The sequence below is a fragment of the Tritonibacter sp. AK171 genome (assembly GCF_030127025.1).
Classification (GTDB): Bacteria; Pseudomonadota; Alphaproteobacteria; order Rhodobacterales; family Rhodobacteraceae; genus Epibacterium; species Epibacterium mobile.
In genome coordinates this window covers 2,744,560-2,770,269 of record NZ_CP126134.1, presented here as the reverse complement: position 1 = coordinate 2,770,269, position 25,710 = coordinate 2,744,560, and the positions used below count along the sequence as shown (strand labels likewise).

Here is a 25,710-nt window from a genome sequence, read left to right as displayed (position 1 = left end):
CCGATTGTTTCCCAGATGTTCTTATCCGCCTTATCTCCGATCCGTCGCGTCACTGCAATCACTCTGCTCAGCCTGAGCGGTCTCTTGATTACATCCTGCCAACGCGAAGCCTCAAGTTCCGAAGCGGAAGCTTTCTTGTCTGGTTGCATCTCGAACCCGGGTCAGGGCGACCACTGTACACCGCTTTTGGCCTGTTTCGACAATGGGCAAAGCATCCATGGGGCGACGCTCGGTTGGTTGTCGGGCAATATCGAGGGAAAGACCCAAGATGGCGTGGCGTGCCGCGGAAAATGGGAGATTTTAAGTACATCAGATGCCAGCGGTTCTGCTCAATTTATCTGCGAGGACGGCAGCTATGGGAACGCAAGTTTTTCCTATGATCGCGCGAAGCCCGGCACAATTTGGGGGAGAGGTGAATTCAATGCGTCCGAGGCGTTTCAGGTCTGGGGCGGTTGGGACCTCATTCAGCGGCTGCGATTGGCAGGGGGCCATTTTGATCAGCTATGTGATGCTTTGAATGGCCTGAAAGAGCGCCGATCCGCACTGTGATGTTGCACGCATGTGTCGCGGTGGCCTGCAGGTAGGATATTGGCCCATATGGCAGTTCGACAGATTTAGAACATTCCCATCACAAGGCCTGCTGCCATGGCCTGACCTAAGTCGCGGCACATCTGCAATTCTGCCTCGGGGATGACCTTGTCGGCCAGAATCGCCTCCGGAGTCTGTGCGTGGGTGCAGATAATCAGCGGTTCTTGCACCGCCTTCAGCCGCCAGCCTTGCGCGATCCGTGCCAATTGCCGCGCGGCGTTCTCGCCATCTGATCCGGCACAGATCATCTGTGCATAGGGGCGCGCCTCGATCTGCCCCAGCACGGGATAGTAGCAGCGATCAAAGAATTCCTTCATCGTACCAGACAGCGCGGCGAGGTTTTCCGGCGCGCAGAACAGATAGCCGCTTGCCGCCAGCAAATCCTCCGGCCCGGCCTCCTCGGCGCGGACCAGACGCGCGGACTCTTCGTCCGAAGCGCTCTCATAAGCGGCCTCGGCCATCTGCCGGCTGCCGCCGGTGCGGGAATGATATATGATCAACAGCTCTGCCATATCCGGCAGACTAGCGAACCCGGGCGCGGATCAAAAGCGCGGTCAAGCCTGGCTCAGGCAACTTTGCCTTCAAAATCCCGGTGGATGTATTTGCAGTCGCAATAGGGGCATTCGACAAACCCACTGTCTTCGGGGATCTGAAGATAGACGCGCGGATGACCGAGCGCGCCCTCGCTGCCGTCGCAGGCGACACGGTAGCTGTCTACGATCTTGGTTTCCGGCGCTTCTATGGTCATCGCTGGCGATCCTCTGGCTAATGCGTTAGGGGCTTTATGAGCCATGGAAATACCGGGGGCAAGAGCCGCGATGACTGACGAGGCAATCCGCATTGAAGCTTTGCGCAAAACTTACAAAGGGCGCAAAGGTCAGCCGGAGAAACATGCATTAAAAGGGATCGACCTCACCGTGCCGCGTGGATCGGTGTTTGGCCTCTTGGGGCCGAATGGCGCGGGCAAGTCGACACTGATCAATATCCTTGCCGGGCTGGTGCTGAAGACCAGTGGCAAAGTGACGATCTGGGGCTTCGATCAGGATGAAAACCCGCGTCAGAGCCGGGCCTCGATCGGGGTGATGCCGCAGGAGCTGAACCTCGACCCGTTCTTTACCCCACGCGGTGCGCTGGAGGTGCAGGCGGGCCTGTATGGCGTGCCAAAAGCCGAGCGCGACAGTGACGGCATCCTGAAACTGATCGGGCTGGAGGACAAGGCCGAGGCCTATGCCCGCACCCTTTCGGGTGGCATGCGGCGCAGGCTTCTGCTGGGCAAGGCGCTGGTGCATCGCCCCAATATCTTGGTGCTGGACGAGCCCACCGCCGGTGTCGACATTGAGTTGCGCCAGATGCTGTGGGAGAACGTCCGCAAGCTGAACGCGCAGGGCATGACCATCATCCTCACCACCCATTATCTGGAGGAAGCGCAGGAGATGTGCGACGAGATCGCCATCATCAATCAGGGCGAAGTGGTGGCGCGGGATTCGACTGCAAACCTGCTGGGCCGCCTTGATGCGCGCGCGATGGTGGTGCAGCCCGCCGCCCCTGTCACGACCCTGCCACAAGGGCCGGGGATCGAGGCAGAACTGCGCGGTGACGGTGCCGTCGTGCTGCGCTATCACAGCAACGAAACCTCTGCCGAGGCGGTGCTGGAGGCGGTGCGCGCAGCCGGGATTTCCATTCGGGACGTCAAAACCGAAGAGGCCGACCTCGAAGATGTCTTCCTCGCACTGACAAAGTCCCGCTGATGCTGATCCGCCCGTTTGAACCCCGCGATGCCGCCGACTGGGCGCGGATCTTTCACACCGCCGTGCATCAGGTCGGGGCGCGGGATTACACCCCCGAGCAATGCGCCGCATGGAGCCCGGAACCGGCCCCGGTCGACCGGGTGCGGGAGCGCGCGCAGGACGGCCGCCTTATCTGGGTCGCGGCGGACGCAAACGACGTGGCGCAAGGCTTTATCGAGCTGGAGGCCGACGGCCACATCGACTGTTTCTACCTTGCCCCCGAGGTGGCTGGCACGGGCATCGGCGCCGACCTCTATGCCCGGCTGGAGGGGGAGGCGCGCAATCTTGGTCTTGCGTCGCTTTATGTCGAGGCCAGCGAGGCGGCGCGGCGGTTCTTTCTGCGCCAAGGCTTTGCCGAGGTCGGGCGCCGCGAGTTTGAACGGCGCGGTGTAATAATCCACAATTACGCAATGACCAAGGCGCTGACCTAGGTTCATAAGGGCGCAATTAACGCTCGCTCCGGGCGATCGCGCCGCTTAAGGTCGCTGAAATGATCGGGTGCGCGGCACAGCTGTGTTGGGCGTTCGGTATTTGGCTGAGAGGGATTTTGGGAATGGATTTGCATCAGATCGTCCTGTTTGCAGCTGCGGTTGTCGGGGTCTCTCTCATTCCGGGTCCAAGCACGCTGATCGCATTTGCCCATGGTGCAGCGAGCGGTTGGCTGCGGTCGATCTGGACCGCGCTGGGCAATGCAGCGGCGTCGATCTTGCAGGCGATTGCAGCCTCTGCCGGGCTGGGGGTGGTGCTTGCCGGGTCCGCGAGCCTGTTTCTGGTGGTGAAATACCTGGGCGCTGCCTATCTGATCTGGGCCGGTATCCAGATGTGGCGCAGCGCTGCGCGGCGGGTCGATATGGCAGAGGCGATGGGACCAGCCACCATGAGTTCTGCCCGCCTGTTTATCAGCGGCTTCACCGTGGCGGCGAGCAATCCCAAGGCCATCATATTTTTCACAGCGTTGTTTCCGCAGTTCCTGTCACCTGAAGGCACAGGACTTGGACAGCTTGCCACAATGGTCACAGTGGTCGGATTGGGGTCATTTGGTGTGGCGGCGTTTTACTGCGGGCTTGGCGCTTGGGTGCGCGAATTGAAACTGTCTCGCCGAGCGATGTCACGGCTGCATAAGGCCACGGGCGGGGTTTTCGTCGCCAGTGGCCTTAGCCTCGTTGCCGTGCGCTAAGGGCGTCAGCGCTCGATCCTTGCCTGATAGCAGTTGTTGCGCGCGGATCGGATGTGGATGTAGTGCACGCGCGGGTCGGCGAAGATCTCTTCGGCCTGCGCCATCATCTGGTCCTTGCCGATCACGATCCCGGTGCCGTAAACGATGCGGTCGTCTTCCCCATATCCCTTGATCAGATAGTCGGGGGAACGGGTGAAGACCTCGGGCATCTCCGGGCCCTCGTGCCGGGTGCAGGTGTCGGCACAGAGGAAGATCGGCCCGGTTTCTGCATAGGGCTGTGTTGTGGGAAAGGGGCGATGTGCGAGGATCAGCATCTCGGCCCCCTCAGGGATATAGGTCAGGCAATGGCGACATGGGTTGCCGCCGCCGTCAGAGGTGGCGCGTTCCGGCAGCTGGCCATGGGCGTCGGGCTGGCCGGCCTGATAGGCGCGCACGGTTTCGGTGGGCATGGCGATGATCTGGGGCATGGGGGATCGTCCTGTTGTTGATCTGTCCGCTATGGCTAGCAACCCCTGCATTGCCGCCGCGACCCGGATCTTGCGCCTTCGCCCCCTGTGATGCGGAGAGACATGCGCAAAAACGCACCGGCGGAGGTCACATTCGCGCGGATTGCGCACTCCCCGGTTTCCCAACCGCGCGACAGTCTGTAGAACCCGAGGCGAAACACCGCACTCGTTGACCGGAGACGCGCCATGACCGCACCCAAACCCGTTGTTCTTTGCATCCTCGATGGCTGGGGCAGTGCTGAGCCGGGCCCAGCCAATGCGCCCTATCTTGCAAAGACGCCAACGCTGGATGCGATCATGGCAAGCTGCCCCACCGCGCGGCTAATCACCCATGGCCCCGATGTAGGTCTGCCCAGCGGTCAGATGGGCAATTCTGAGGTGGGCCATACCAATATTGGCGCGGGCCGGGTGGTGGCGATGGACCTCGGCCAGATCGACCTCGCGATCGAGGACGGATCATTTTACAACAATGCTGCGCTTCAGGCCTTTATCGCCAAACTGAAGGAAACCGGGGGGGCGGCGCATCTGATGGGGCTGGTCTCGGATGGCGGCGTGCATGGCCATGTGACCCATATCCTGGCCGCGATTAAGACGATCCGCGATGCGGGCGTGCCGGTCTGGCTGCATGCGGTTACCGACGGGCGGGACGTAGCGCCGAAATCGGCGCTGGGCTATCTGGATCAGCTTGAGGCCGGTATGGCCGCAGGGGCGCAAATCGCCACCGTCACCGGGCGCTACTTCGCCATGGACCGCGACAATCGCTGGGAGCGGGTTTCTCAGGCCTATGCTGCGATGGTGAAAGGGGAAGGTCAGTTCACCGCCGCCACTGCCAAAGAGGCGGTTGAGGCCGCCTATGGGCGTGAAGAGCTGGATGAATTCGTCAAGGCCACGGTGATTGATGGATTCAATGGCATTCAGGACAGCGACGGTTTTTTCTGCCTCAACTTCCGGGCGGATCGGGCACGGGAAATCCTGCGCGCCATTGGCGAGCCGGAGTTTGCAGAGTTCGACACCGGCCCCCGGCCCGCGCTCGCCGGGCTGCTGGGCATGGTGGAATATTCCCAAGGCCACAACGCCTATATGACCACCGCATATCCGAAAAAGGCCATCGTCAACACGTTGGGCGAATGGGTGGCCAAACAGGGCAAGCGTCAGTTCCGTCTGGCGGAGACCGAGAAATACCCCCATGTGACCTTCTTCCTCAACGGTGGCAAGGAGGTACCCGAGGAGGGCGAGGACCGCTTCATGCCCAAATCGCCCAAGGTGGCGACCTATGATTTGCAGCCCGAGATGTCCGCGCCCGAGGTCACCGCGAAATTCGTCGAGGCGATCAAGGCGGGCTATGACCTCATTGTCACCAATTACGCCAACCCCGACATGGTTGGCCACACAGGGGACCTTGATGCGGCCATCAAGGCCTGTGAGGCGGTGGATCAGGGCCTTGGCGCGGTTGTCGCGGCCCTTAGGGACGCGGGCGGGGCGATGATCGTCACCGCCGACCACGGCAATTGCGAGATGATGGTCGACCCGGAAACAGGCGGCGCGCATACGGCGCATACCACCAATCTTGTGCCGGTGGCGCTTGTTGGTGGGCCAGAGGGGGCAACGCTGAAGGATGGGCGTTTGGCCGATCTTGCGCCGACGCTTCTGGCCTTGATGGGGCTGGAGCAACCTGCGGAGATGACCGGGGAAAGCCTGCTCGTATGATGCCATTGCGCGTGATGATGCTGGCGCTGGGCCTTCTGGCCGCGATCCCTGCGCAAGCGGCAACCCAGAACCCTGGCGAAGCAGCCACGGCTGCAGCGGCGGCGCTCGAGGCCGCGTCAGAACGGCTGGATGCCGCCAAAAGCGCCAATGACCGGGTCAAGGCGCTGACGGAAACCGTGCGCGCCTATGAAGACGGGCTTCAGGCGATGCGGGAGGGGCTGCGCCGTGTGGCGCGGCGCGAAACCCAGCTCACGACCCAGCTCAAGGCACGCGAGGATGAGGTGGCAGATCTATTGGGTGTGATCACCACGATTGAGACCTCAACGCCGCCAGTGCTGATGCTACATCCCTCCGGTCCACTGGGGGCCGCGCGGTCTGCGATGATGCTTGCCGAGGTGACACCGGGACTGCAGGCGCGCGCCGATGCGTTGCGCAATGACCTGCAAGAGGTGCGGGACCTGCGGCTGTTACAACAGAGCGCTGCGCAGCAGCTTGAGGATGGTTTGCGCGGCGTACAGGATGCGCGTGCGGCACTGTCGACCGCGATTGCGGATCGCCAAGATCTGCCCAAGCGATTTACCGAAGATCCAGTTCAGACTGCGATCCTGATCTCTTCAACCGAGACTCTGACCGGTTTTGCCGATGGGCTGGCGCTCATCGCAGAGGCCAACGGGGTCGAGGCTGATGATGCGGATATCACCGATCTGCGCGGCGATCTGCCTTTCCCGGTCGAGGGGCTTTTGCTGCGCGGCTACGGGGATAAGGATGCGGCGGGTGTCGCGCGTGCGGGCATTCTCGTAGCGACTCGCCCCCGCGCGCTTGTCACCACACCGACAGCGGCGACAATCCGATACCTCGGCCCGCTTCTGGATCTTGGCAATGTGGTGATTCTGGAGCCCCAACCCAACACGCTCTTTATCCTATCGGGCCTTGCCGACGTCTTTGGAGAAGCCGGGCAAGTGATCCCTGAAGGTACGCCAGTTGGCCTGATGGGCGGGGATGCGGCAGCGAGCAGCGCGATTTTGTCACTTAGCGGTGAAGGGGGTGGAACTGGCCGCTCGGAAACGCTCTATATAGAAGTCAGAATGGAAAACAGTCCCGTGGACCCAGAGACGTGGTTTCGGACAGGGCAAGGTGGATAGGCAAGAGATGAAGAAATTTGCGATGGCGGCTCTGGGCGGGACGCTTGCGGGCTTTGTGGCGACAACTTATGTGGCAGCACCGCTGCTGGCACAAGAGAGCAACAAGGCAACCGTCTATGAACAGCTCGATCTGTTTGGTGACATCTTTGAACGCATCCGTGCGCAATATGTCGAAGAGGTCGATGAAAAAGAGCTGATCGAAGCCGCAATTGGCGGCATGCTGCAATCTCTTGATCCGCACTCCAGCTATCTGTCGCCCGAGGATGCCACCAAGATGCGGGTGCAGACCCGAGGTGAGTTCGGCGGTCTGGGCATTGAGGTCACGCAGGAAGACGGGTTTGTCAAAGTCGTCTCTCCGATGGATGGCACGCCCGCCGATGAGGCCGGTGTCGAGGCAGGTGACTTTATCACCCATGTGGATGGTGAGAGCCTGCTAGGTCTGGGGCTGGATGAAGCAGTCGAACTGATGCGCGGCCCGGTGGGGTCGGAGATTATCATCACCGTGGTGCGCGAAGGCGAAGACGAGCCCTTTGACGTTTCCATCATCCGAGACACCATCAAGCTCACCGCCGTGCGGGGCCGCACTCAGGGTGATTCCGTGGTGCTGCGCGTTACCACCTTTAATGAACAAACCACGCCGAACCTTGAATCCAACCTGCAAGAACAGGTTGAGGCGCTGGGCGGTATGGACAATGTGAACGGGATCGTGCTCGACCTGCGCAACAATCCGGGCGGTTTGCTCACACAGGCCATCAGTGTGGCCGACAGCTTCCTCGAAAGCGGCGAGATCGTCTCCACTCGTGGCCGCAACCCCGAAGATGGCGAGCGATTTAACGCAACGCCGGGCGATCTGATTGGCGGTAAACCGATTGTGGTGTTGATCAACGGCGGTTCCGCCTCTGCATCGGAAATCGTTGCGGGTGCCTTGCAAGACCATCGCCGGGCGATTGTTGTTGGTACGAAATCCTTTGGTAAAGGATCGGTGCAGACCGTAATGCCACTGCGCAGCGACGGTGCTATGCGCCTGACAACCGCGCGTTACTACACCCCGTCTGGCCGGTCCATTCAGGCACTTGGCGTCAGCCCCGATATCGTCGTGGCACAACCGCGCCGCCGCCCTGAGGCAGAAGAAGACGAGCCCGCCAGCAGCGCCTTTGGTCCGCGCTCCGAGGCAGAGTTGCGTGGTCGTTTGAACAACGACAGCCTGTCGGAGGATGAGGTCCGCCAGATCGAAGCGGATCGCGAAAAAGCCGAGAAAGCCGCAGAACTGCGCGAGCAGGACTATCAGCTGGCCTATGCCATCGATATCCTCAAAGGCCTGTCCGCGCTGGGGCCAAAAGAATAACGCCTGACCGCGCATATGGATAAAAAACGGGCCGCCCCATCGGGCGGCCCGTTTGTGTTTTCCGGGGTGGCTTTTCAAACGATGCCTTAACCCAGAGGTTTATACGCCGTCACATCGATTTCGATCTTGGCATCGACCATCAACTGCGAACGCACCGTCGAGCGTGCCGGGGCGCCATTGGGGAAATAGCTCGCGTAGACCCGGTTGAAGGTCCAGAAATCACGCGGATCATCAAGCCAGACATTGACCTTGGCCACATCATCCAGCGTGCAACCCGCCTGCGCCAGCACCGCGATCACGTTCTCCATGGTGCGCTTGGTCTGTGCCTCGATACCGCCGGGCTCAATCTCGCCCCGTTCATTCATCGCGACCTGACCGGAAATAAAGACAAAATCGCCAGCGCGGGTGGCCGGGGAAAACGGCAGGTTCTGCCCGCCTGCGCCAGTGCGCTCTGCGCCGATACGTTCAATTGTCATGAGGAGTCTCCTGATAGTTTGGGAGTTTAGCCCCGCACCGCCTGTTCAAGGGCGTTGCGGGTTTGGGAAAGGGTCGGGATTGGTGTCACGGCCCCAAAACCGGTGGTCGACAGCGCGGCCGCCATATTGGCGTGCTCGGCTGCGACGAATGGATCGTCGGTTGCGAGAAGGCGCGCGAGGAAGGCGCCGTTGAAACAGTCGCCTGCGCCGGTGGCGTCTTTGGCCGCGACGCAGTGCCCGGACAGCCTGCGTTGCGCGCCATCGACAGAGATCAGCACGCCCTCAGCCCCCAGTGTCAAAGCCACGATGCGCGGGCCGAGGTCGTGATAGAACCTGGCAATGTCTTCAGCCGTGTTCAGGCCCGTCAATTGTCGTGCGTCGTCCAGACCCGGCAGGGCAATGTCACAGGTCGCCATGCAGCGATGTGTGGTCTCACGGGCCGCGTCCAGCGACCAGAGCGCAAGGCGCAGGTTCGGATCAAAGGCAAACATGCCGCCTGCGGCGCGCGTGAGTGCTGCGGCCTCGGTCACGGCGTCATGCATGCTGGGAGACACAGCAAGGCTAATGCCCGAGGCGTAAAAGATTGGGCAGTTCGGCAAGGCTGCGCGCGGCAGATCCGCCGGGGCGAGGCGAGATGCGGCTGATCCTTTGCGCCGATAGGTAAAGTGATGACCATCCGCATCATGGGTCACGAAATAGATGCCGGTCTCTTCTCCGGTGGCGCGGGTGACATGCGCGGTCGAGACGCCCTCGTCACACCACAGATCGCCAAGTGCGGCCCCAAAAGGGTCATCGCCGACACGGGTGATCATTCCTGCGCGCGTGCCCTGTCGGGCAGCGGCGATGGCGACGTTTGACACATCACCGCCAAAGCCCATCGCAAAGGAACCGTCTGGCGTCTGGTTGAACTCCACCAGTGGCTCGCCAAGGCATAGGATCTGAGGACTGCTCACCAGACTTGCCCCCGCGCCGCAACGGGTTCGGTGCCGATGATCTCATCGCCGCGCATCAGCGTGACATGGTCGAGCATATTCGACACCACGCAGGCATGATTGGGCACGATCCGGAGTTGGTCGCCAACCCGAAGCCCGGTTGGCTGATCCGAGGTGATCCGGCCATGCTCTTCACTCAGTTGATCAATTTTCAGATCGGGGTGCCCCAGAACGTGGCCAAAGCCATCGAGACCAAGCAAATCCGAGGTCAGAACTTTGGACCCTGCGTCTATGATTGCACGGGTCTTTGACGGGGTGGAAACCACCGTCGCCAGAACCGTCAGGGCGCAATCGTCCCAGTCGCAGGTGCCACGCGTCACCAAGGAACGGTCGTTGTAGATATAGGTCCCGATCCGGTATTCGGTGGCGAGCGGCATATGGTGGGCGCGCCACATATCGGGTGATCCGCCAGAGGAAATCACGTCGACTGTCAGGTCCGTGGCTTCAATTAAATCCTTGGCCTCGGCGAGCCATGTGGTGACCTGCGTCGCATCTCCCGTCGGCGGGTAGGTCATCAGCCCTGCAAAGCGCAGACCGGGGGCGGCATTGATCGCCGACGCCAGCTCCAGCGCCTCTGCCGGAGTTTCCACACCGCAGCGATCTGCGCCGGTATTGCACTCGACCAGCACCGGGAGCGGGGTTTTTGCATCCGCAAACCCTGCACTCAGCCCTTCGACAACAGCGGCGTTATCCGCCACGACCGACAGGCGCACCTGTTCCGACAGGGCGCGCAGCCGTGCGACCTTGTCATGACCGAGGATATTATAGGTGATCAGAATATCACGCATATCGCCACCCGCGATCATGGCCTCGGCTTCGGTGATTTTCTGACAGGTGATGCCGATGGCCCCCTGTTCGATCTGATATTCTGCCAGACGCGGCAGTTTGTGGGTTTTGATATGCGGACGAAGCTGCAGTCCGTGAGTATCGCAATAGTCCTGAAAAGCGCGGACATTGGCCTCTGCGATGTTCAGATCGACGAGGACAGCGGGGGTGTCGATGGGCAAGGTCATCAGGCGGTCTCCTCAGCATGCGGCGTTTCAACACGCGGCCAGATCGCACGGGTCAGACGGGTGTAGTCGGTGCGTGCCGGGTCGTTTGGATAGGGGCCATCAACGGCAGCGTAGAGGATCTCTCCGGCCACCGGCGCAAAGGCCCCGTGAAAGTGGTTGGTGGATTTCACCACCACGATGCGTTTTTCGGCGAGATCAATGCCGAGATTTGTGAAGAGATCGGGTGAGAACGTCTGGCTGCGGTTGGTGTTCAACACAAGGTCCAGATCCCCGATCCGGATCACCGCGCAATCGCCAAGCGGCACCACCGAGGTGCCAAAGCTCTGCACCGCATCACGTTGAAGCCGTATCACCGTGACCCGCGCGTCCACCGGTGCGCCCGCATGGGCAGAGGTCTTGCCGCCAAAGCGTAAATCCAGCGTCGCGCCCTCGCCGGCGGCGAAACACAGGCGCACCGCCATCGGGTCCCAAATGGTGCCAAAGGCCACGCCATCCAGCTGTTGGGTCAGCACCTCGCGCAGCAAAATCGTGGAATCGCCTGCAACACCGCCGCCCGGATTGTCCCAGACGTCCGCGACCACAACGGGGGTCTTGGTGCTGGTATCTGCACGCCGCAGGGCCTCGGCCGCCGGTAGGAAATCGGGTTTCGTACGACCACGAAAGCCAAACAGCTCCATCCCGAGGTCACGGGACAGGCGTTCCCCTTTGGCGGCATCGCCATCGGTGATCACGACGATCTTGGCACCAAGGTCGGGGCTGTCGCCGGCCATGAACCCGTGAATGACAGAGCCGGAGAGGATCTCGCCGCGCGCTTCCAGCCCCATGATTTTATCCACGAACCCGCGCATCGGCTGAATGCTGGTTGGCAGAACATCCATCATGCGCACGTCAAAGACTGATATTTCGGGCGCAATCTCACCGCGCACGGCGCGCAGGGTCAGATCCACACAAGCCTCGCCCGCCTCGACAAAATCGGTATGTGGGAATTCCTTGAACACGGTGATGATGTCGGCGTTGTCGACCCGTTTGGCGCTCAGATGGCTGTGGGGGTCAAAGCTCACGCCGATCTTGGCCTCCGGTCCCGCCAGCGCGCGGGCGGAGGCGATCAATTCGCCCTCGCAGTCGACGCAGCCATCCGCAATCATCGCGCCATGCAGGCCCAGTATCACCGCGTCCACCGGCAGGGCGGCCTTCAGTTGGCTCAGTACCTCATCGCGCAGATGCTCCCAGGTTGCCGCACTCACCAGCCCGCCGGGTTCCGCCCATGTGGCGGTGCCTTCGATCAGGGTGAACCCTTCTTCTTTTGCGCGCCGCCGCAAGGCCGGGAACACGGCGGAACACAGCGTCGGAGTGTCCGGGTGTTCGCCCGGAGGGGCGTAAAAGCTCTGCGCAAAGTCGGAAAAATCCGTGCGCAGCGGCGAAAAGGTATTGGTTTCGGTGGCAAGAGAAGCGCAGAAGACGCGCATGAGGCAAATCCTTGAAATTGAGGTTCCGGGGCGCGAGCGCGCTCACGCCCCGGTCGGGGACCGTTAGTCGAGGTAAGAGGCGTCGTTGGCCTTCCCGACTTCGGATTTGAAGAGCGTCAGCAACTCGCCCGCCTTGGCGTCGAGGTTCTCGGCCACATGGGCCTCAAACGCGGGCTGGGTGGCACCGGCCATCGCGGCGCGCTGCTCGGCGGAGAGGGCGGTCACTTCGATCTTGTCCATCAGACCCGCCAGACCACGATCCGAGGCCTCGATGATGCGCGACAGACCCCGGCTGGCGGTGACGCAGCTTTCGGCGGCGGTGTGCAGGGTGTTCTGCTCTGCCTCGGTCAGATCATCGTAGAAGGCCTTGTTGATCATGAAGGTGTAGGGCGAGAACAGGTGGTTGGTGAGCGTCATGTGCTTTTGCACCTCGGCGAAATTCGCAAAAGAGATGATCGGCACCGGGTTCATCTGACCGTCGATCACGCCGGTTTGCAGACCGGAATAGACCTCACCCCAGCTGAGCGGATAGGCCTCCGCCCCCAGCGCCTGCACGATCTTCTGATGGCTCGGCAGGGTCATGGTGCGGATGCGGATACCGTCGAAATCCTCAAGGTTTGCGATCTGGCGCTGCGAGTTGGTGACGGCAAAGAACCCGCCCGTATCCGGGAAGCCCAGCACCACAACGTCACCCAGTTCCGCCTCGATATCTGCCGCCAGTGCCTCGCCAAATTCGCCGTCAAAGACCGAGTAGGTCGATGCGTTGCTGGCGAATGCAAATGGCAGGTTCAGCACGTCGATACGCGGGTAATAGCTCGCCAGTGCGCCGGTGGAGGTGAGTGTCGCCTGAATGACGCCATCGCGCACCTGCTGGACATGCTCTGCGGCGGTGCCAAGCTGGTTGGAGCCAAAGACCTCAACCGTGACGCTGCCATTGGTGTCGGCGGTGACGATGTTCTGGAACACAGCCGTGCAGGCATGTGCGGGGTTTTCAAACGGGTCGGTTTTATTGTCATGGCCAAAGCGGATGGTGCCACCGGCCATGGCGGAGCTGGCGGTCAGGGCCGCAATCGCGCCAACGACAGCAGTTTTCAGGACTGTTTTCATTTTGATTTCCTCACTGTTGGTTTTTTTGATGGTTGGTTTGGTGGCCCCGATCAGGGGGCAAATCCGAGCGCACGCGGCAGCATCAGGGCCGCGTCCTCCCAGAATGCGAATAGGAAGAGGATGATCACTTCGGCGATCAGGAAGGGGGCGAGCTTGACCGAGATCCGCTCCAGCTTCTCGCCCGTGACCGAGGACAGCACGAAGAGGCAGGCCCCTACCGGCGGCGTCATCAGAGAGATATTGAGCGCCAGCACAAAGATGATGCCCGCGTGGATCGGCTCCAGTCCGATCTGTTCGGTGAGGGGCACAAGCACCGGGCCGAGGATGATCAGGATCGCGGTGATATCCATCACCATGCCGACCACCAGCAGGATGCAGATGATGATGGCGATCACCGCATAAGGGTTCTCCGACAGACCCAACACGCTGCCCGCAATGGCCTGCGGGATGCGCTCGAAGCTCATCCACCAGCCCAGAATCCCGGCAAAGGCGATGATGACAAAGATCACACCGGTGATGCGCGCGGTGCGCACCAACATTGCGTAGAGGTCGGGAAAGGTCAGTGTGCGGTAGACGAAGAAACCGATGAACAGCGCATAGGCCACAGCGATAGAGGCCGCCTCGGTCGGTGTGACGATCCCGCCAAGGATGCCACCAAGGATGATGATCGGCATCAGGAGTGCAGTGATCGACGAGAGGAACGTGCGCCAGACCTCTCCCAATGTGGCACCGCGGTCGGCCTTGGGCAGGTTCTCACGTTTGCCGCCAATGGCAATCACGCCCATGCAGACGGCACAGATCACCAATCCCGGCAGCAGCCCTGCTGCAAACAGCCCACCGATGGAGACCCCCATCAAGGAGCCATAGACCACCATCAGCCCCGATGGCGGAATGGTCGGTCCGATAATTGATCCCGCAGCCGTGACCGCGCAGGCGTAATCGCGTTTGTACCCCTGTTTAACCATGGCGGGCACCAACGTGCGTCCAAAGGCTGCGGCGTCGGCGGTGGCAGACCCGGTAAGCCCGGCAAAGAACACCGAGGCCAGCATATTGGTATGGGCGAGGCCACCGCGAAAGCGCCCCACCAGCACCTCCGCCAGCTTCACCAACCGTCCGGTGATTCCGGTGCTGTTCATGATCTCACCCGCCAGAATGAAGAACGGCATGGCGAGGAAGGGAAAAATATTGAGCCCGTTGAAGATCTTGCTGGGGCCAATGGCGAGGAACGTGGTGCCTCCGCCCATGCTGAAGATACCAATGACACCCGCAAGCCCGATGGCAAAGCCGATGGGCATGCCGACGGCAAGCAGGACGACAAAACAGATGCCAACGATCATGCGCCTGCTCCTTCTTCGCTATCGGTTTCGGGCAGATCAAGCTGTCGTCCGGCATCGCGGACCATCACCAGCACCACCTGCACGCAGGCCAGCGCGGCGGCGGCGGGGATTGCGGCGTAGAAGGGCTGCAACGTTGCGCCGAGGATCATTGCCTGCCGCTTGGCACCGCTTTCAGCAAAACCGATGCCGAACCACAGCACGTAGAAAAACAGGGCGAATGTCATCAGGTCGATGGCGATCAGCATGGCGCGGCGCAGCGGAGCGGGCAGGTTCAGCAAGACCGCCGTCAGCCCGATATGTTCGCGCCGCGCAATCCCCGAAGAGACCGCCAGCATCGCAGCCCAGATCATCAGGTAGCGCGCCAGTACTTCGGGCCATGGCAATTGCCAGTGAAAGAAGTAGCGATCCACAACGCCGATCCAGACGTCGAGCACCAGAGCCACCATCAGCGCGGCAAGGATAACCTCGGTCCCGCGATTGATCTGGTGGCTCAGCCGACCTGCAAAATCCCCGATCATGACGACTCCCTGTTTTGTAATTTAGGTACATATTCAGGAGGTATCGTGGGTTCCGTCAAGTAATTTTTGTTACTTAGCTACAAATATGGATGTATAAAGGAAGAATTCGATGGTGATTTGACCTAAAAATGTATCTTAGGTACAGAATCGCCTGATTAAATGACCGGAGAGACAGATGCCGACACCTGACAACGGCCCCGCACAGGGCGCAGTGGATCTGATCTCCAATCTGCGCCAGTTGAACGGCACCTTTGCCGCGCGTGAGCAGAAGGTTGCAGACTTCGTGTCGGCACATCTTGAGGAGATTTCCGGCATGACCATCGCCGAACTTGCGGGGGCGGTTGGGGTCAGCACGCCCACGGTTGTGCGCTTTTGCCGGAGCATGGGCTGTGACGGGTTTCGAGAGTTCAAATTGCGCCTGGCACAGAACCTCGCGGTTAGCCTGCAATACCTCGCGCCCAGTCACCGGGACGTGTCCGAGGGGGGCGCGGGCGCGGTTGATCAGGTGTTGGGCGCGCTTTACGCGACCGTGAATGTGATGCGTCAGCAGATCGTCCCCGAACGAATGGATGCGGCGGTGCAGGCGTTGACGGAGGCCGGGCAGATCGTGGTCGCCGGGGTCGGCGGCGGATCAACCATGGTGGCGCAGGAGGCGGCCAACCGGATGTTCCGGCTTGGAATTCCGGCAGTTGCGGTTTCCGACAGCTATCTGTTGCAGATGCGCGCGGCGACCTTGGGCGCGGGCGATGTGCTGCTGTTGGTCTCCACCAGCGGCGCGGCGGATGAAATCGTCAGCGCGGCGGGGATCGCCGGCGGCTACGGCGCAACGGTCGTGGCCATCACGCGCCCCGGCAGCCGGTTGGCGCAGGAAGCGACCATCGCAATCGAGGCCGACCTGCCCGAAGATCCGGACATCCTGAAACCCACCGCCTCGCGCTATGCGCATCTGGTGATCGTGGATGCGCTGGCGATGTCCGTGGCGCAGGCGCGCAGCGAGGCCACAACCGAGAACCTGCGCCGCATCCGGGCCTCTCTCACCGCCTATCACGGGCGCACGGGGCCGCAGCCCCTGGGCGACTAAGCCTCAGCCGCGCTGGGCGATCAAGGCGCGGAACTCCTCCAGCCGGGTTTCCACCGCATCAAAGCGCTGGGCGAGGGCGTCGTCCACGGTGTCGCGTTCCTTGAGCGAGAGCACAAAGCTCACGGTTTTCAGCACGTCCCGCCAGCGCGGGTTGTCGGGCAGGGTCTCGATCAGCAGGTATTTATCGAGCGTGCGGGTCTGCAATGATGTCTTGTCGAGGTTCACGCGCCAGATGCCACTGGTCTCGGCAAAGTCGATCTTGCCCTTGCCGGTCGCGGCGCTCCAGATCTCCAGCGAGTCCGACATCAGCGCCACGATGGTTTCGCGGTAGCTGTCACCGGGCGCGGCGCTGGCGTCTTCGGTGGTATCTTCTGTAATCAAGGAAGGCAGCGACGTGTCGACCACATCACGAAGAGAGTGCACGAATTGCGCGCGTGGGGTTTGCGCCTGTGTGAACAGCACTGCACGCCCACCGCCCGCTTCGGGGAGCATGGCAAACAGGCTGACCTGATGCGAGGTCCCACGCAGGGTGATTTCCATGTGGATCGGCTCGTCCTCGACTTCTGTTTGTTCCAGCGGGGCCAGAACCTCCGGGGGCAGAAGCTCCTTCAGTCGACTGCGGTTCACCGTCACGCGCTGATCGAGAACCTGTTGCGCGGCGTCATTGACGTAAGTGACCACACCACGGGCATTGATGCAGATCAGCCCGTCCTCCAGCGTGTCGAGCAATTGTGTCATCCGGCGCTGCGACAGGCGCAGGGCGTCCTCGATCTGGATACGACGCTCGATTTCCTCTTTCAGTTCGCGGTTTTCCTCGGCCCGGCTGCGGGCGCGGCTGGCCTCAAGAAGGGTTCGAATGCGGCTCAAAAGCTCGTCTTTGACAAAGGGTTTCACCACATAATCATTGGCGCCTGCCTCAAACCCCGCAAGCATATCGCTGGTGCGCCCGCGCGCGGTGAGCAGAATGATCGGCAGTTCATGCAACCCATGACGGCGGCGCAGATCCCGCGCCACATCAAGCCCGCTGAGACCCGCCATCATCACATCCAGCACGATCAGATCAGGCCGATCCTGCGCAACATTGCGCAGCGCTTCTGTCCCGTTGCGCGCGGTGGTGACACGGTAGCCTTGCGGTTGCAGCACATTTTGCAGCACTTGCAGGTTGATCGGTTCATCATCCACGGCGAGGATCATCGGCGACCCATCCGGTGCGGCCGGGCTGGTGTTGCCTGTCTCGGACTGCATCATCGGGGCCGGGGCAAGTTGCGTGGGCAGCCATTCCTCAAGCGGCGCAATCGCCGGAAGGTCGGATTGCGGCAAGAGCACCCGGAATTCCGATCCCTCGCCGGGGGTGCTTGAGACCTCGATGCTGCCCGACATCAGATCCGCCAGATGGCGCGCAATCGTTAGCCCCAGACCGGTGCCTGTGGCCTGACCTGACCCTTCGGGCATCAGCTGTTCCAGCGGGTGAAAGATCCGCTCCATACTATCGGCAGCAATCCCGGGGCCATGATCGCGGATCGCAAGTGCCATCTGCCCCGAGGCACGCTGTTCTGCGGTGATAAGTACCTCGCTGCCGCCGCCATATTTCACCGCATTTGAAAGCAGGTTGAACAGGATCTGCTCAAACCGTACCGGGTCGGCAGTGACGGCGGGCAGATCCTCGGGCAGGTTGAGGTGGAATTTGGCCGGATCCACCTGAAATGTCGGCTGCAACAACTGCAGCACGTTGCGCAGCGCATGGGCGACATCCACGGGCTGCAAATCCAGCCGCATGCGGCCCTCACGAATGCGGTAAATGTCCAGAAGATCATCCACCAAACGCGACAAGCGCCGCGCGCTGAAAGTAATCAGACGCAGCTGGCTCGCCTGTGCGGGCAGCATGTCGCCCATGGCGCCGCCTTCCAGCGTTTCCAGAATGCCTATGATCCCGTTCAACGGCGTGCGCAATTCGTGCGAGGTATTGGCAAGGAAGCGGTCCTTCATCCGGTCCGCTTCTTCGAGCTTGGCGTTCTTTTCGCCGATCTGGCGCAGGTTTTCCTGAAGCTCGGCGTTCTTATCGCGGATCATGTCGAGCTGATCGCGCAAGGCGCGCCGCATCTGGTTCACGGCGCGCGAGAGACGCGCGTATTCCACCGGGTGGTCGTATTCCGGTAGTGCTTCGTTCAGACTGCCGGTGGCGACCGCGCTGGCGGCCTCAGAGATGCGCCGGACCGGGCGGGTCAATGCGTTGGAAAACAGGAAGGACAATACCGCTAGACCCGCAACAGCCACCGCCCCGATCAGGAACAGCGCGTTGCGCAACTGGCGGCTGGTGGCAAATGCCGTGTCACTGTCCGCCTCGGCGACGACCGTCCATTCGGGAAAGGGCGGGTCCAGCACCCGCCAGGCCGACAGGGATGGATCACCCGAGAGACCCGCCTCCAGCAGGGCGACCCCATCCGCCCCGGACATCGCATCCGGCATATCACCGGGCGTGGGCCCGCCACTGGAGGCAATGACCGTCCCTTGCGACGACAACACCGTCAGGGCGGTTTCGCTCTCGATCATCAGCCGTTGCAGGCTGTTGGGCGGCATGCGCAGGATCATCGCGCCCTTGTTGCTGCCATGCAGGCGCACCGGCACCGCCAGATAGGCCACGAGATCCCCGGTGACCGCATCCAATGCGTAGTCCTGAAACACCGGATCATAGCCCGGCTGGCTCACCGCGCGGCTATAGGCTTGCCCCAAACCAACAGTGCCCGGATCCAGCATGCGCCCAAGGTAGCGGTCCTTGTGCACCGAATAGACCACCTGACCGTGACGATCCGCGAGATAGAGATTGTCGAATTCTGCTTCGTTCAAAAAGTCGAGAAACCCCGCGTGAAAGCGGCGATGGGTATTGGAATACTCCAGCGCCTCGCGCAGCAGCCGATCCTCGCTGCCAATACCGGACGGGGGCGCTGCAGGGCCATCAATATCGAAAATATTGCGCAGCTTGGCGCCAGCTTCCTCGGGGGTGCCGTCCATCTGCCGCAGCGCATGGCTAAAGCCATAAAACTCCCCCACGGAGTAGCGCACATTGGCAGACTGGGCGAGGTTTTCGGCCTGCCTGCGGGCATAGGTCATATACTGCGTGATTTCGCTGGCCTTGGCATCGCGCACAAAGGCAACCTTCTGAAAGGTCTCGGTAGCGATGGTCTGATTGACCAGCCGATAGAACACCATACCGCCCAGCGCCAGCGGCAGAACCGACGCAAGAAGAAAGGTAAACAGCAGGCGCGCGCGGATTCCCTGTAGCGGCACGGTGGCTCCGGTTTTTCTGGTTGTGTTATGCGTGATCCTGCGGCCTAGCCATAATTGAAGCAAGAGCACAGGCGGTATTCACAATAAATGCCGACCCGAGAATAATATCTCTAACAAATTGGAATGTTTAAATTATTACGATACGTCAAAACGGCGCGCGCGGCGTTTTGACGAAATTTCCGATTTTTCGGGTACCATTGGAGGCGCAGCGCGGACTTCATTGTGGGACATCCCCGGCGTTTGGTGAGGAGACTGAATGCTACCATGGATTGTAACATGGGCCACCTGTCGCAAGGCGGCATCAGGCGGATGAACACGAGGCGGGGCAAACCCGTCATCACAGGGAGATAGAAAATGAAATTCACTGCTACCGCCGGGCTGCTGGCATCGGTTGCGCTCTGGACTACCGCTGCTCAGGCAGAGGAAACCGTGCTGAGTGCGCTGCCGGAACAGGTCACCGCATGGGTGGAGAACTTCAACCCGTTCAACCAGACCACCGCCGCGCCCTCGGTCATGCACTTCATGTACGAGCCGCTGATTATTTTCAACGCGCTGGATGGCGGCAAGCCGATTTACCGACTGGCGACGGCATTTGACTATTCCGAGGATCTCAGCACCATCACCGTGACCCTGCGCGACGGCGTCCAGTGGTCCGATGGCGAGGCGTTCACCGCCGATGACGTGGTCAAATCCTTCGATCTGGCGCTGAGCGATCCGGCGCTCGATAGCGTGGGCATGGCGCAGATGCTCTCTGGCGTCGAAAAAATCGACGAGATGACGGTTCAATTCAACCTCTCCACCCCTTCCAGTCAGGCGATGTATCAGATCGTGCGCGTGCCGATCGTGCCGGAACACATCTGGAGCGAAGTTGCAGACCCCGTCACCTTTACCAACCCTGATCCGGTTGGTTCTGGCCCGCTGACGGAAATCCGCCGCTTTACGCCGCAGGAATACATCCAGTGCCGCAATGACAATTATTGGGACGCTGAGAGCCTCAAGGTCGACTGCATGCGTTTCCCGCAGATCGCCAACAACGATCAGGCGCTGGCAGCCGCCGCCAATGGCGAGCTGGACTGGATGGGGTCTTTCCTTCCTGATATCGAGAACACCTATGTTGCCAAGGACCCGGAACATCACAGCTACTGGCTGCCCGCAGGTTCTCTGGTTGCGTTCTACATGAACTTTGAGGCCAAAGAGGCCGGCGACAAAGAAGCGATCAACGATGTTGCCTTCCGCCGCGCGGTGTCGATGGCGTTTGACCGCGAGGCGATGGTGGAAATCGCAGGCTACGGCTATCCGACGATCAACCAGTATCCGTCCGGACTGGGTCGCGCCTATCACGCGTGGAACAACCCCGAGGTGGACGACAAGTTCGGCGCGTTCACCCAATACGATATCGACGGGGCCAAGGCGCAGCTGGCCGAAGCCGGGTTCAAGGATGTCGATGGCGACGGCTTTGTGGAGACCCCAAGCGGTGAGCAGATCGATCTTGAGGTCATCGTGCCCAATGGCTGGACTGACTGGGTCAACAGCAGCCAAATTGCGGTTGAAGGTCTGAATGCAGCCGGCATCAAGGCCAATGTCTCAACCCCCGAGTCTGCGATCTGGACCGAAAAGCTGATCAAGGGCGACTACGACATGGCGATCAATTCCGTTCGTGTCGGTGCGACCCCCTTCAACCAGTATCTGGACTCGCTGCATGAGATTAATCAGGCCAAATCGCGCTTTGCCGCCTCACGCTACTACAATAAAGAGCTGAGCGGCCTGCTGGATGCCTTCACCCAGACCAGCGATACCGACAAGCAAATGGCGATCATCGCCGATGTGCAAAAAATCGTCGGTGAAGACATGCCGCTGGCCTATGTGTTCAACAATCCGCGTTGGTATCAGTACAACACCAAGCGTTTTGAAGGCTTCTTTAATGCCGACAACCCGGTGGCCAACCCGGTGGTCCACAAGACCAATCCGGCCCGTCTGATCCACCTCCTGAACCTGCGCCCGGTCGAATAATTCCTCCCCGACCTTCGGGACCGCTCATCTGATGAGTGGTCCCGCTTTTGGCGCCACACCCCCCTCCCGACAGATGGTTTGACCTGATGCGTTTTCTTTTGAAGCGGCTCGGCTTTTATGCCGTTGCCTTTTTGGTGGCCGCGACCTTCAACTTCATGATCCCGCGCCTGTTGCCCGGCAACCCGGCGGATATCATGCTGGCGAACTCCGGTGGCATGATCGCACCCGAAGCGCGCGAGGCGCTGATGGCCACCTTTGGGTTCATCGACGCGCCGCTGCATGAACAGTATTTCGCCTATCTCGGCTCGATCTTTACCTGGGACTTTGGGCTGTCGATCAAGTTTTACCCGATGCCGGTTGCCGATGTGCTGACACAGGCGTTGCCGTGGACCTTGTTCCTGACTGGCTCGGCCCTGTTGATTTCCTTTTCCATCGGCACGCTTCTCGGTGTGCTTGCGGCATGGCGGCGCGGGCAGCTTACGGATGTGATCGCCTCGCCGACCGCATTGGCGCTGCAATCGGTGCCCGCTGTCGTGGTGGCGCTTTGCGGGCTGTATTTCCTTGCGGTGCGCAACCGTTTCTTCCCGACCTCCTACGCCTTTGATCCCAAGCTGGACCCGGCGTGGAGCTGGGAGTTCATCTCTTCCGTGGCCTATCACGGCTTTTTGCCGGTGGTGACGCTGAGCGTGGTGCTGATCGGCGGCTACCTTATCACCATGCGCAACAACATGATCGGGCAGCTGGGAGAGGACTACCTCGCCATGGCCGAAGCCAAGGGGCTGAGCGATGCCCGCGTGCGCTATGCCTATGCCGCCCGCAACGCGCTGCTGCCATCCGTCACCGCGCTGGCACTCAGTTTCGGGGCGCTGTTTGGTGGCTCGCTTATTACCGAGGTGGTGTTCAACTACCCCGGTGTGGGCAACCTTTTGTACCTTGGCATCGTCGGGCGGGATTTCCCGCTGATCCAGGGCCAGCTCCTCATCATGACACTCGCCATGCTGCTCGCGAACCTCGCGGTGGATCTGGCCTATGTCTTCCTTGACCCCAGACTGAAGAGGGCCTGATGTCAGATCTCCTCCGTACCTTCCTGCGCAACCGCAAGGCCGCCATCGGGCTTGCTATCGTACTGACCTATGTCGCGATTGCATTGGCCGCGCCTTTGCTGGCCCCTTTTGATCCCATCGCCCGCGTGGGTCGTCCGCATCAGGCCCCCTCGGCCGAGCATTGGCTGGGCACCACCCGCATGGGGCGCGATGTGTTCAGCCAGTTGATCTGGGGCACCCGCACCTCCTTGATGGTGGGGATCGTTGCCGGGCTGATCGTGACTGCCATCGGCACCTTCATCGGCATCACCGCCGCATATTTCGGCGGTATAGTGGATGATGTGCTGAACTTCCTCACCAATGTGGTGCTGGTGCTGCCGCAACTGCCGCTTCTGCTGGTTCTGGCCGCGTTCCTCGGTCAGGTCGGACCCTGGGCGATTGCGCTGATTATTGGCCTGACCTCTTGGGCGTGGGGTGCACGCGTCACCCGTGCGCAGGCGATGTCGCTGAAAACCCGCGATTTCATTCAGGCCTCTGCAATGATCGGCGAGCCCACATGGCGGATGATCCTTGTGGAGATGCTGCCGAACCTTCTGTCGATCATCGGTTTCAACTTCATCGGCTCTGTCATTTTCACCATCATTACCGAGGCGACGCTGGAATTCCTCGGCCTTGGCAGCCCCTTGGCCCTGTCGTGGGGCACCATGCTTTACAATGCGCAGACCGCATCGGCGATCATGGTGGGCGCCTGGTGGGAGGTGCTGGCCCCCTGTGCCGCCATCGTGCTGATCGGTATCGGGCTATCGCTGATGAACTTCGGCGTGGACGAGATCGCAAATCCCCGGATGCGCACCCTTGGCAATGTCGCCAAGGCACTCCGGATCGAAAAGCGCCTGTTGCGCCAACGCATGCAGGAGGCCAGCCAATGAGCGCGCTTCTTTCTGTCGAAGGCTTGCGGGTCGACTACCTGACCGCAGGCGAACCCTTCACCGCTGTTCGGGATATTTCGTTCGAGATCCAACCCAATGAGATTCTTGGTCTGGCGGGCGAGTCCGGCTGCGGCAAGAGCACGGTGGCCTATGCGCTGATGCGCTTGCACAAACCTCCGGCTTTGGTGCGCCGCGGGCGCATCCTGTTTGAGGGGCGCGATGTCTTGTCGTTCTCTGACAAGGATTTGCGCGCGTGGCGCTGGTCCGAGGTCTCCATGGTGTTCCAAAGTGCGATGAACTCGCTCAGCCCGGTGATGACGATCTTTCGCCAGTTCTACGACATGCTGCGCGCGCACGGTCCGATCACCAAGGCGGAGGCACAGGATCGCACCGCCCATATGCTGGAAATGGTCGGCATCCCGGCGGATCGCATGCAGTCCCATCCGCATCAGCTGTCGGGGGGGATGCGGCAGCGGGTGGCGCTTGCCCTTGCGCTCACCTTGCACCCCAAACTCATCATCATGGATGAGCCAACAACCGCGCTCGATGTGGTGGTGCAGCGCGAGATCCTGCAAGAGGTGCTGCGGCTGAAGGAGGAACTGGGGTTTTCGGTTCTGTTCATCACCCACGACATTGCCCTGATGGCGCAGATCTCGGACCGCATCGGCATCATGCGCGCGGGCGAGATTGTCGAAATCGGCACTGCCGCGCAGATCGTGACCAACCCGAGCCACGACTACACCCGCAGCCTGTGGGAGGCGATGCCGATCCTTGCCAAACGCCCGGAAGGAGCGCGTCATGCTGTCTGAAACCCCGATCCTCAGCCTTGATACCCTCAGCAAGACCTTCACCTTGCGCCCCGCCTTCGGCCGCGCAACCGAGGTGCATGCGCTGCGCAATGTCTCGCTTGATCTGATGCCGGGCCGTGCGCTGGCGCTGGTGGGCGAGAGCGGCTCTGGCAAAAGCACGGTGGGCCGGATGATTGTGGGGCACCACACGCCGACCTCGGGCCGCATCCTGTTTGAGGGCCAAGACATCGCAGAGCTGACCACACGCGCCGATCAGATGCGCTATCGGCAAGCGGTGCAGATGGTGTTTCAGGATCCGTTTTCGGCGCTCAACCCCGCGCATACGATCCGCCATCACTTGCTGCGCGCGCTGGCGCTGCACCAGCCAGAGGCCGATCCCGAAACCGCCCTGCGCATGATCCTAGAGGATGTGGAGCTGGACCCGATCTCGACCCCCGCAAAGTTCCCGCATGAACTATCGGGCGGGCAGCGCCAGCGGGTGAATTTCGCCCGCGCATTGGCGGTCAAGGCGCGCCTGATCGTGGCGGATGAGCCGACTTCGATGCTGGATGTGTCGATCCGCAAGTCCATCCTTGGTCTGATGCAGCGCCTGAAAGACGAACACGGGCTGTCGCTCCTGTACATTACCCACGATATCGCCACGGCGGAGTATCTGGCCGAAGACACGGCGGTGATGTTTCGCGGTCAGGTGGTCGAGAAAGGCCCCACCGCAGAGGTCGTGGGCGCGCCGCAACATGGCTATACGAAACTGCTGCGTGCGGCGGTTCCCGACCCAGAGCTGCGCCTCACCGGCAGCGATGCGGGCTTTGCCGCCGAGGCACGCCGGGTGCGGGACCTCAGCGCGCATCCTGTCCGTACCTTGAAGGAGGTCAGCCCCGGCCACCTCATCGCCGAACACGCGGAGGCCGCCCATGCCTGATATGTTGGTGCCGCTCTATCGTCTGCCGCCGGTGCCCGATCTGGCGGACGGTCTCACGATCCGACCTGCACTGCCGTTTGAATCGCATGTCCTGCTGGAGTTCGTGGGTCGGCATTTCAGTCCCAAATGGGTGGATGAGTGCACGGTGGCGCTGGCTGCGCGGCCGGCGCGGGTTTTGATCGCGACCGAAGGCCAACGCCTCTTGGGGTTTGCCTGTTATGACGTCACCTGTCGCGGCTTTTTTGGTCCCACCGGCGTCGACCCGCAGGCCCGTGGCAAGGGGCTTGGTAAGGCGCTTCTGCTCGCTGCACTGCATCGTCTCCATGACGACGGCTTTGCCTATGGCATCATCGGTCAGGCCGGGCCGGTGGAATTTTATCAGCAGGTCTGCGGCGCGGTGGCGATCCCGGACTCTGATGAGGGCGTCTTTGCGCGCGCCCTTGTCTGACATCCTCTGACACATACAACCAACA

General features: G+C 61.3%; 25 protein-coding genes. 14 read left to right on the top strand and 11 right to left on the bottom strand.

The features are described from left to right. The first annotated feature begins 15 nt into the window (after window positions 1-15). Window positions 16-549 (top strand): hypothetical protein, encoded by a 534-nt coding sequence (locus tag QNI81_RS13035; RefSeq protein ID WP_283966764.1) that lies wholly within the window; start codon window positions 16-18, stop codon window positions 547-549. Between the two features lie 65 nt (window positions 550-614). Here the strand turns inward: QNI81_RS13035 and QNI81_RS13030 are convergent, their stop codons facing one another. Together QNI81_RS13030 and QNI81_RS13025 are read right to left on the bottom strand one after the other, a co-directional pair. After that, window positions 615-1,100 carry a flavodoxin family protein gene (locus tag QNI81_RS13030; protein ID WP_283966763.1) on the bottom strand — a complete coding sequence of 162 codons (486 nt, stop codon included), beginning with the start codon at window positions 1,098-1,100 and terminating at the stop codon, window positions 615-617. A 53-nt stretch (window positions 1,101-1,153) separates the two neighbouring features. Continuing rightward, window positions 1,154-1,336, bottom strand: coding sequence for a zinc-finger domain-containing protein (locus tag QNI81_RS13025; protein ID WP_005679955.1), 183 nt, complete (start codon window positions 1,334-1,336; stop codon window positions 1,154-1,156). 70 nt (window positions 1,337-1,406) lie between these two features. Between QNI81_RS13025 and QNI81_RS13020 the strand changes: the two genes are divergently transcribed. The 3 genes from QNI81_RS13020 (at window position 1,407) to QNI81_RS13010 (ending at window position 3,552) form a co-directional block, all read left to right on the top strand. Next, on the top strand, window positions 1,407-2,336 hold the full coding sequence (locus QNI81_RS13020; RefSeq protein ID WP_046002069.1) for an ABC transporter ATP-binding protein: 930 nt from the start codon (window positions 1,407-1,409) through the stop codon (window positions 2,334-2,336). Then, window positions 2,336-2,806, top strand: coding sequence for a GNAT family N-acetyltransferase (locus QNI81_RS13015; protein ID WP_283966762.1), 471 nt, complete (start codon window positions 2,336-2,338; stop codon window positions 2,804-2,806). The genes QNI81_RS13020 and QNI81_RS13015 overlap by 1 nt, the downstream gene beginning before the upstream one ends. A gap of 122 nt (window positions 2,807-2,928) precedes the next feature. Next, on the top strand, window positions 2,929-3,552 hold the full coding sequence (locus QNI81_RS13010) for a LysE family translocator (protein WP_283966761.1): 624 nt from the start codon (window positions 2,929-2,931) through the stop codon (window positions 3,550-3,552). A gap of 5 nt (window positions 3,553-3,557) precedes the next feature. Here the strand turns inward: QNI81_RS13010 and QNI81_RS13005 are convergent, their stop codons facing one another. After that, entirely contained in the window at window positions 3,558-4,019 is a 462-nt protein-coding gene (locus QNI81_RS13005; RefSeq protein WP_283966760.1) for a DUF1203 domain-containing protein, read from the bottom strand. Window positions 4,020-4,244: 225 nt separating this feature from the next. Here QNI81_RS13005 and gpmI point away from each other — a divergent pair, with 225 nt between their 5' ends. From gpmI to QNI81_RS12990, 3 genes are read left to right on the top strand one after another with little or no spacing between them, the layout of a single operon-like run. After that, window positions 4,245-5,765, top strand: coding sequence for a 2,3-bisphosphoglycerate-independent phosphoglycerate mutase (gene gpmI / locus QNI81_RS13000; RefSeq protein ID WP_283966759.1), 1,521 nt, complete (start codon window positions 4,245-4,247; stop codon window positions 5,763-5,765). Further along, the gene (locus QNI81_RS12995) at window positions 5,762-6,907 is read left to right on the top strand and encodes a murein hydrolase activator EnvC family protein (protein ID WP_009177659.1); all 1,146 of its coding nucleotides are present in this window, start codon (window positions 5,762-5,764) and stop codon (window positions 6,905-6,907) included. The genes gpmI and QNI81_RS12995 overlap by 4 nt, the downstream gene beginning before the upstream one ends. Window positions 6,908-6,914: 7 nt before the next feature. Further along, window positions 6,915-8,252, top strand: coding sequence for a S41 family peptidase (locus QNI81_RS12990; RefSeq protein ID WP_005637296.1), 1,338 nt, complete (start codon window positions 6,915-6,917; stop codon window positions 8,250-8,252). Between the two features lie 86 nt (window positions 8,253-8,338). On the opposite strand, the gene QNI81_RS12985 is transcribed toward QNI81_RS12990, so the two are convergent. From QNI81_RS12985 to QNI81_RS12955, 7 genes are all read right to left on the bottom strand, one after another. Further along, on the bottom strand, window positions 8,339-8,728 hold the full coding sequence (locus tag QNI81_RS12985; protein ID WP_005637293.1) for a RidA family protein: 390 nt from the start codon (window positions 8,726-8,728) through the stop codon (window positions 8,339-8,341). Between the two features lie 26 nt (window positions 8,729-8,754). Beyond that, window positions 8,755-9,681 carry a sugar kinase gene (locus tag QNI81_RS12980; RefSeq protein WP_283966758.1) on the bottom strand — a complete coding sequence of 309 codons (927 nt, stop codon included), beginning with the start codon at window positions 9,679-9,681 and terminating at the stop codon, window positions 8,755-8,757. Beyond that, complete coding sequence (locus QNI81_RS12975; RefSeq protein WP_283966757.1) at window positions 9,678-10,733, bottom strand: D-TA family PLP-dependent enzyme; 1,056 nt, start codon at window positions 10,731-10,733, stop codon at window positions 9,678-9,680. The genes QNI81_RS12980 and QNI81_RS12975 overlap by 4 nt, the downstream gene beginning before the upstream one ends. Continuing rightward, window positions 10,733-12,199 (bottom strand): M81 family metallopeptidase, encoded by a 1,467-nt coding sequence (locus QNI81_RS12970; protein WP_283966756.1) that lies wholly within the window; start codon window positions 12,197-12,199, stop codon window positions 10,733-10,735. The genes QNI81_RS12975 and QNI81_RS12970 overlap by 1 nt, the downstream gene beginning before the upstream one ends. A gap of 63 nt (window positions 12,200-12,262) precedes the next feature. Then, the gene (locus tag QNI81_RS12965; protein ID WP_283966755.1) at window positions 12,263-13,306 is read right to left on the bottom strand and encodes a TRAP transporter substrate-binding protein; all 1,044 of its coding nucleotides are present in this window, start codon (window positions 13,304-13,306) and stop codon (window positions 12,263-12,265) included. A gap of 50 nt (window positions 13,307-13,356) precedes the next feature. Then, window positions 13,357-14,643, bottom strand: coding sequence for a TRAP transporter large permease (locus QNI81_RS12960; protein WP_239318424.1), 1,287 nt, complete (start codon window positions 14,641-14,643; stop codon window positions 13,357-13,359). Beyond that, window positions 14,640-15,161 (bottom strand): TRAP transporter small permease, encoded by a 522-nt coding sequence (locus QNI81_RS12955; RefSeq protein WP_065325328.1) that lies wholly within the window; start codon window positions 15,159-15,161, stop codon window positions 14,640-14,642. The genes QNI81_RS12960 and QNI81_RS12955 overlap by 4 nt, the downstream gene beginning before the upstream one ends. Before the next feature lie 175 nt (window positions 15,162-15,336). Here QNI81_RS12955 and QNI81_RS12950 point away from each other — a divergent pair, with 175 nt between their 5' ends. Continuing rightward, window positions 15,337-16,242: a MurR/RpiR family transcriptional regulator gene (locus QNI81_RS12950; protein ID WP_283966754.1), complete on the top strand. Its 906-nt coding sequence runs from the start codon at window positions 15,337-15,339 to the stop codon at window positions 16,240-16,242. Window positions 16,243-16,245: 3 nt separating this feature from the next. Here QNI81_RS12950 and QNI81_RS12945 read toward each other — a convergent pair whose 3' ends face one another. Continuing rightward, window positions 16,246-19,527, bottom strand: a complete 3,282-nt coding sequence (locus QNI81_RS12945) for a hybrid sensor histidine kinase/response regulator (protein WP_283966753.1) — start codon at window positions 19,525-19,527, stop codon at window positions 16,246-16,248. A 354-nt stretch (window positions 19,528-19,881) separates the two neighbouring features. Between QNI81_RS12945 and QNI81_RS12940 the strand changes: the two genes are divergently transcribed. From QNI81_RS12940 to QNI81_RS12915, 6 genes are all read left to right on the top strand, one after another. Next, a complete protein-coding gene (locus QNI81_RS12940; RefSeq protein ID WP_283966752.1) occupies window positions 19,882-21,537 on the top strand; it encodes an ABC transporter substrate-binding protein in 1,656 nt (551 codons plus the stop codon). Between the two features lie 86 nt (window positions 21,538-21,623). Next, window positions 21,624-22,601 (top strand): ABC transporter permease, encoded by a 978-nt coding sequence (locus QNI81_RS12935; RefSeq protein ID WP_005623688.1) that lies wholly within the window; start codon window positions 21,624-21,626, stop codon window positions 22,599-22,601. Beyond that, window positions 22,601-23,509 (top strand): ABC transporter permease, encoded by a 909-nt coding sequence (locus QNI81_RS12930; protein ID WP_283966751.1) that lies wholly within the window; start codon window positions 22,601-22,603, stop codon window positions 23,507-23,509. The genes QNI81_RS12935 and QNI81_RS12930 overlap by 1 nt, the downstream gene beginning before the upstream one ends. Then, entirely contained in the window at window positions 23,506-24,318 is an 813-nt protein-coding gene (locus tag QNI81_RS12925; protein ID WP_283966750.1) for an ABC transporter ATP-binding protein, read from the top strand. The genes QNI81_RS12930 and QNI81_RS12925 overlap by 4 nt, the downstream gene beginning before the upstream one ends. After that, window positions 24,308-25,237, top strand: a complete 930-nt coding sequence (locus QNI81_RS12920) for an ATP-binding cassette domain-containing protein (RefSeq protein WP_283966749.1) — start codon at window positions 24,308-24,310, stop codon at window positions 25,235-25,237. Before QNI81_RS12925 ends, QNI81_RS12920 begins: the two co-directional genes overlap by 11 nt. Next, window positions 25,230-25,685, top strand: a complete 456-nt coding sequence (locus tag QNI81_RS12915; protein WP_283966748.1) for a GNAT family N-acetyltransferase — start codon at window positions 25,230-25,232, stop codon at window positions 25,683-25,685. Before QNI81_RS12920 ends, QNI81_RS12915 begins: the two co-directional genes overlap by 8 nt. Window positions 25,686-25,710: the final 25 nt, after the last annotated feature.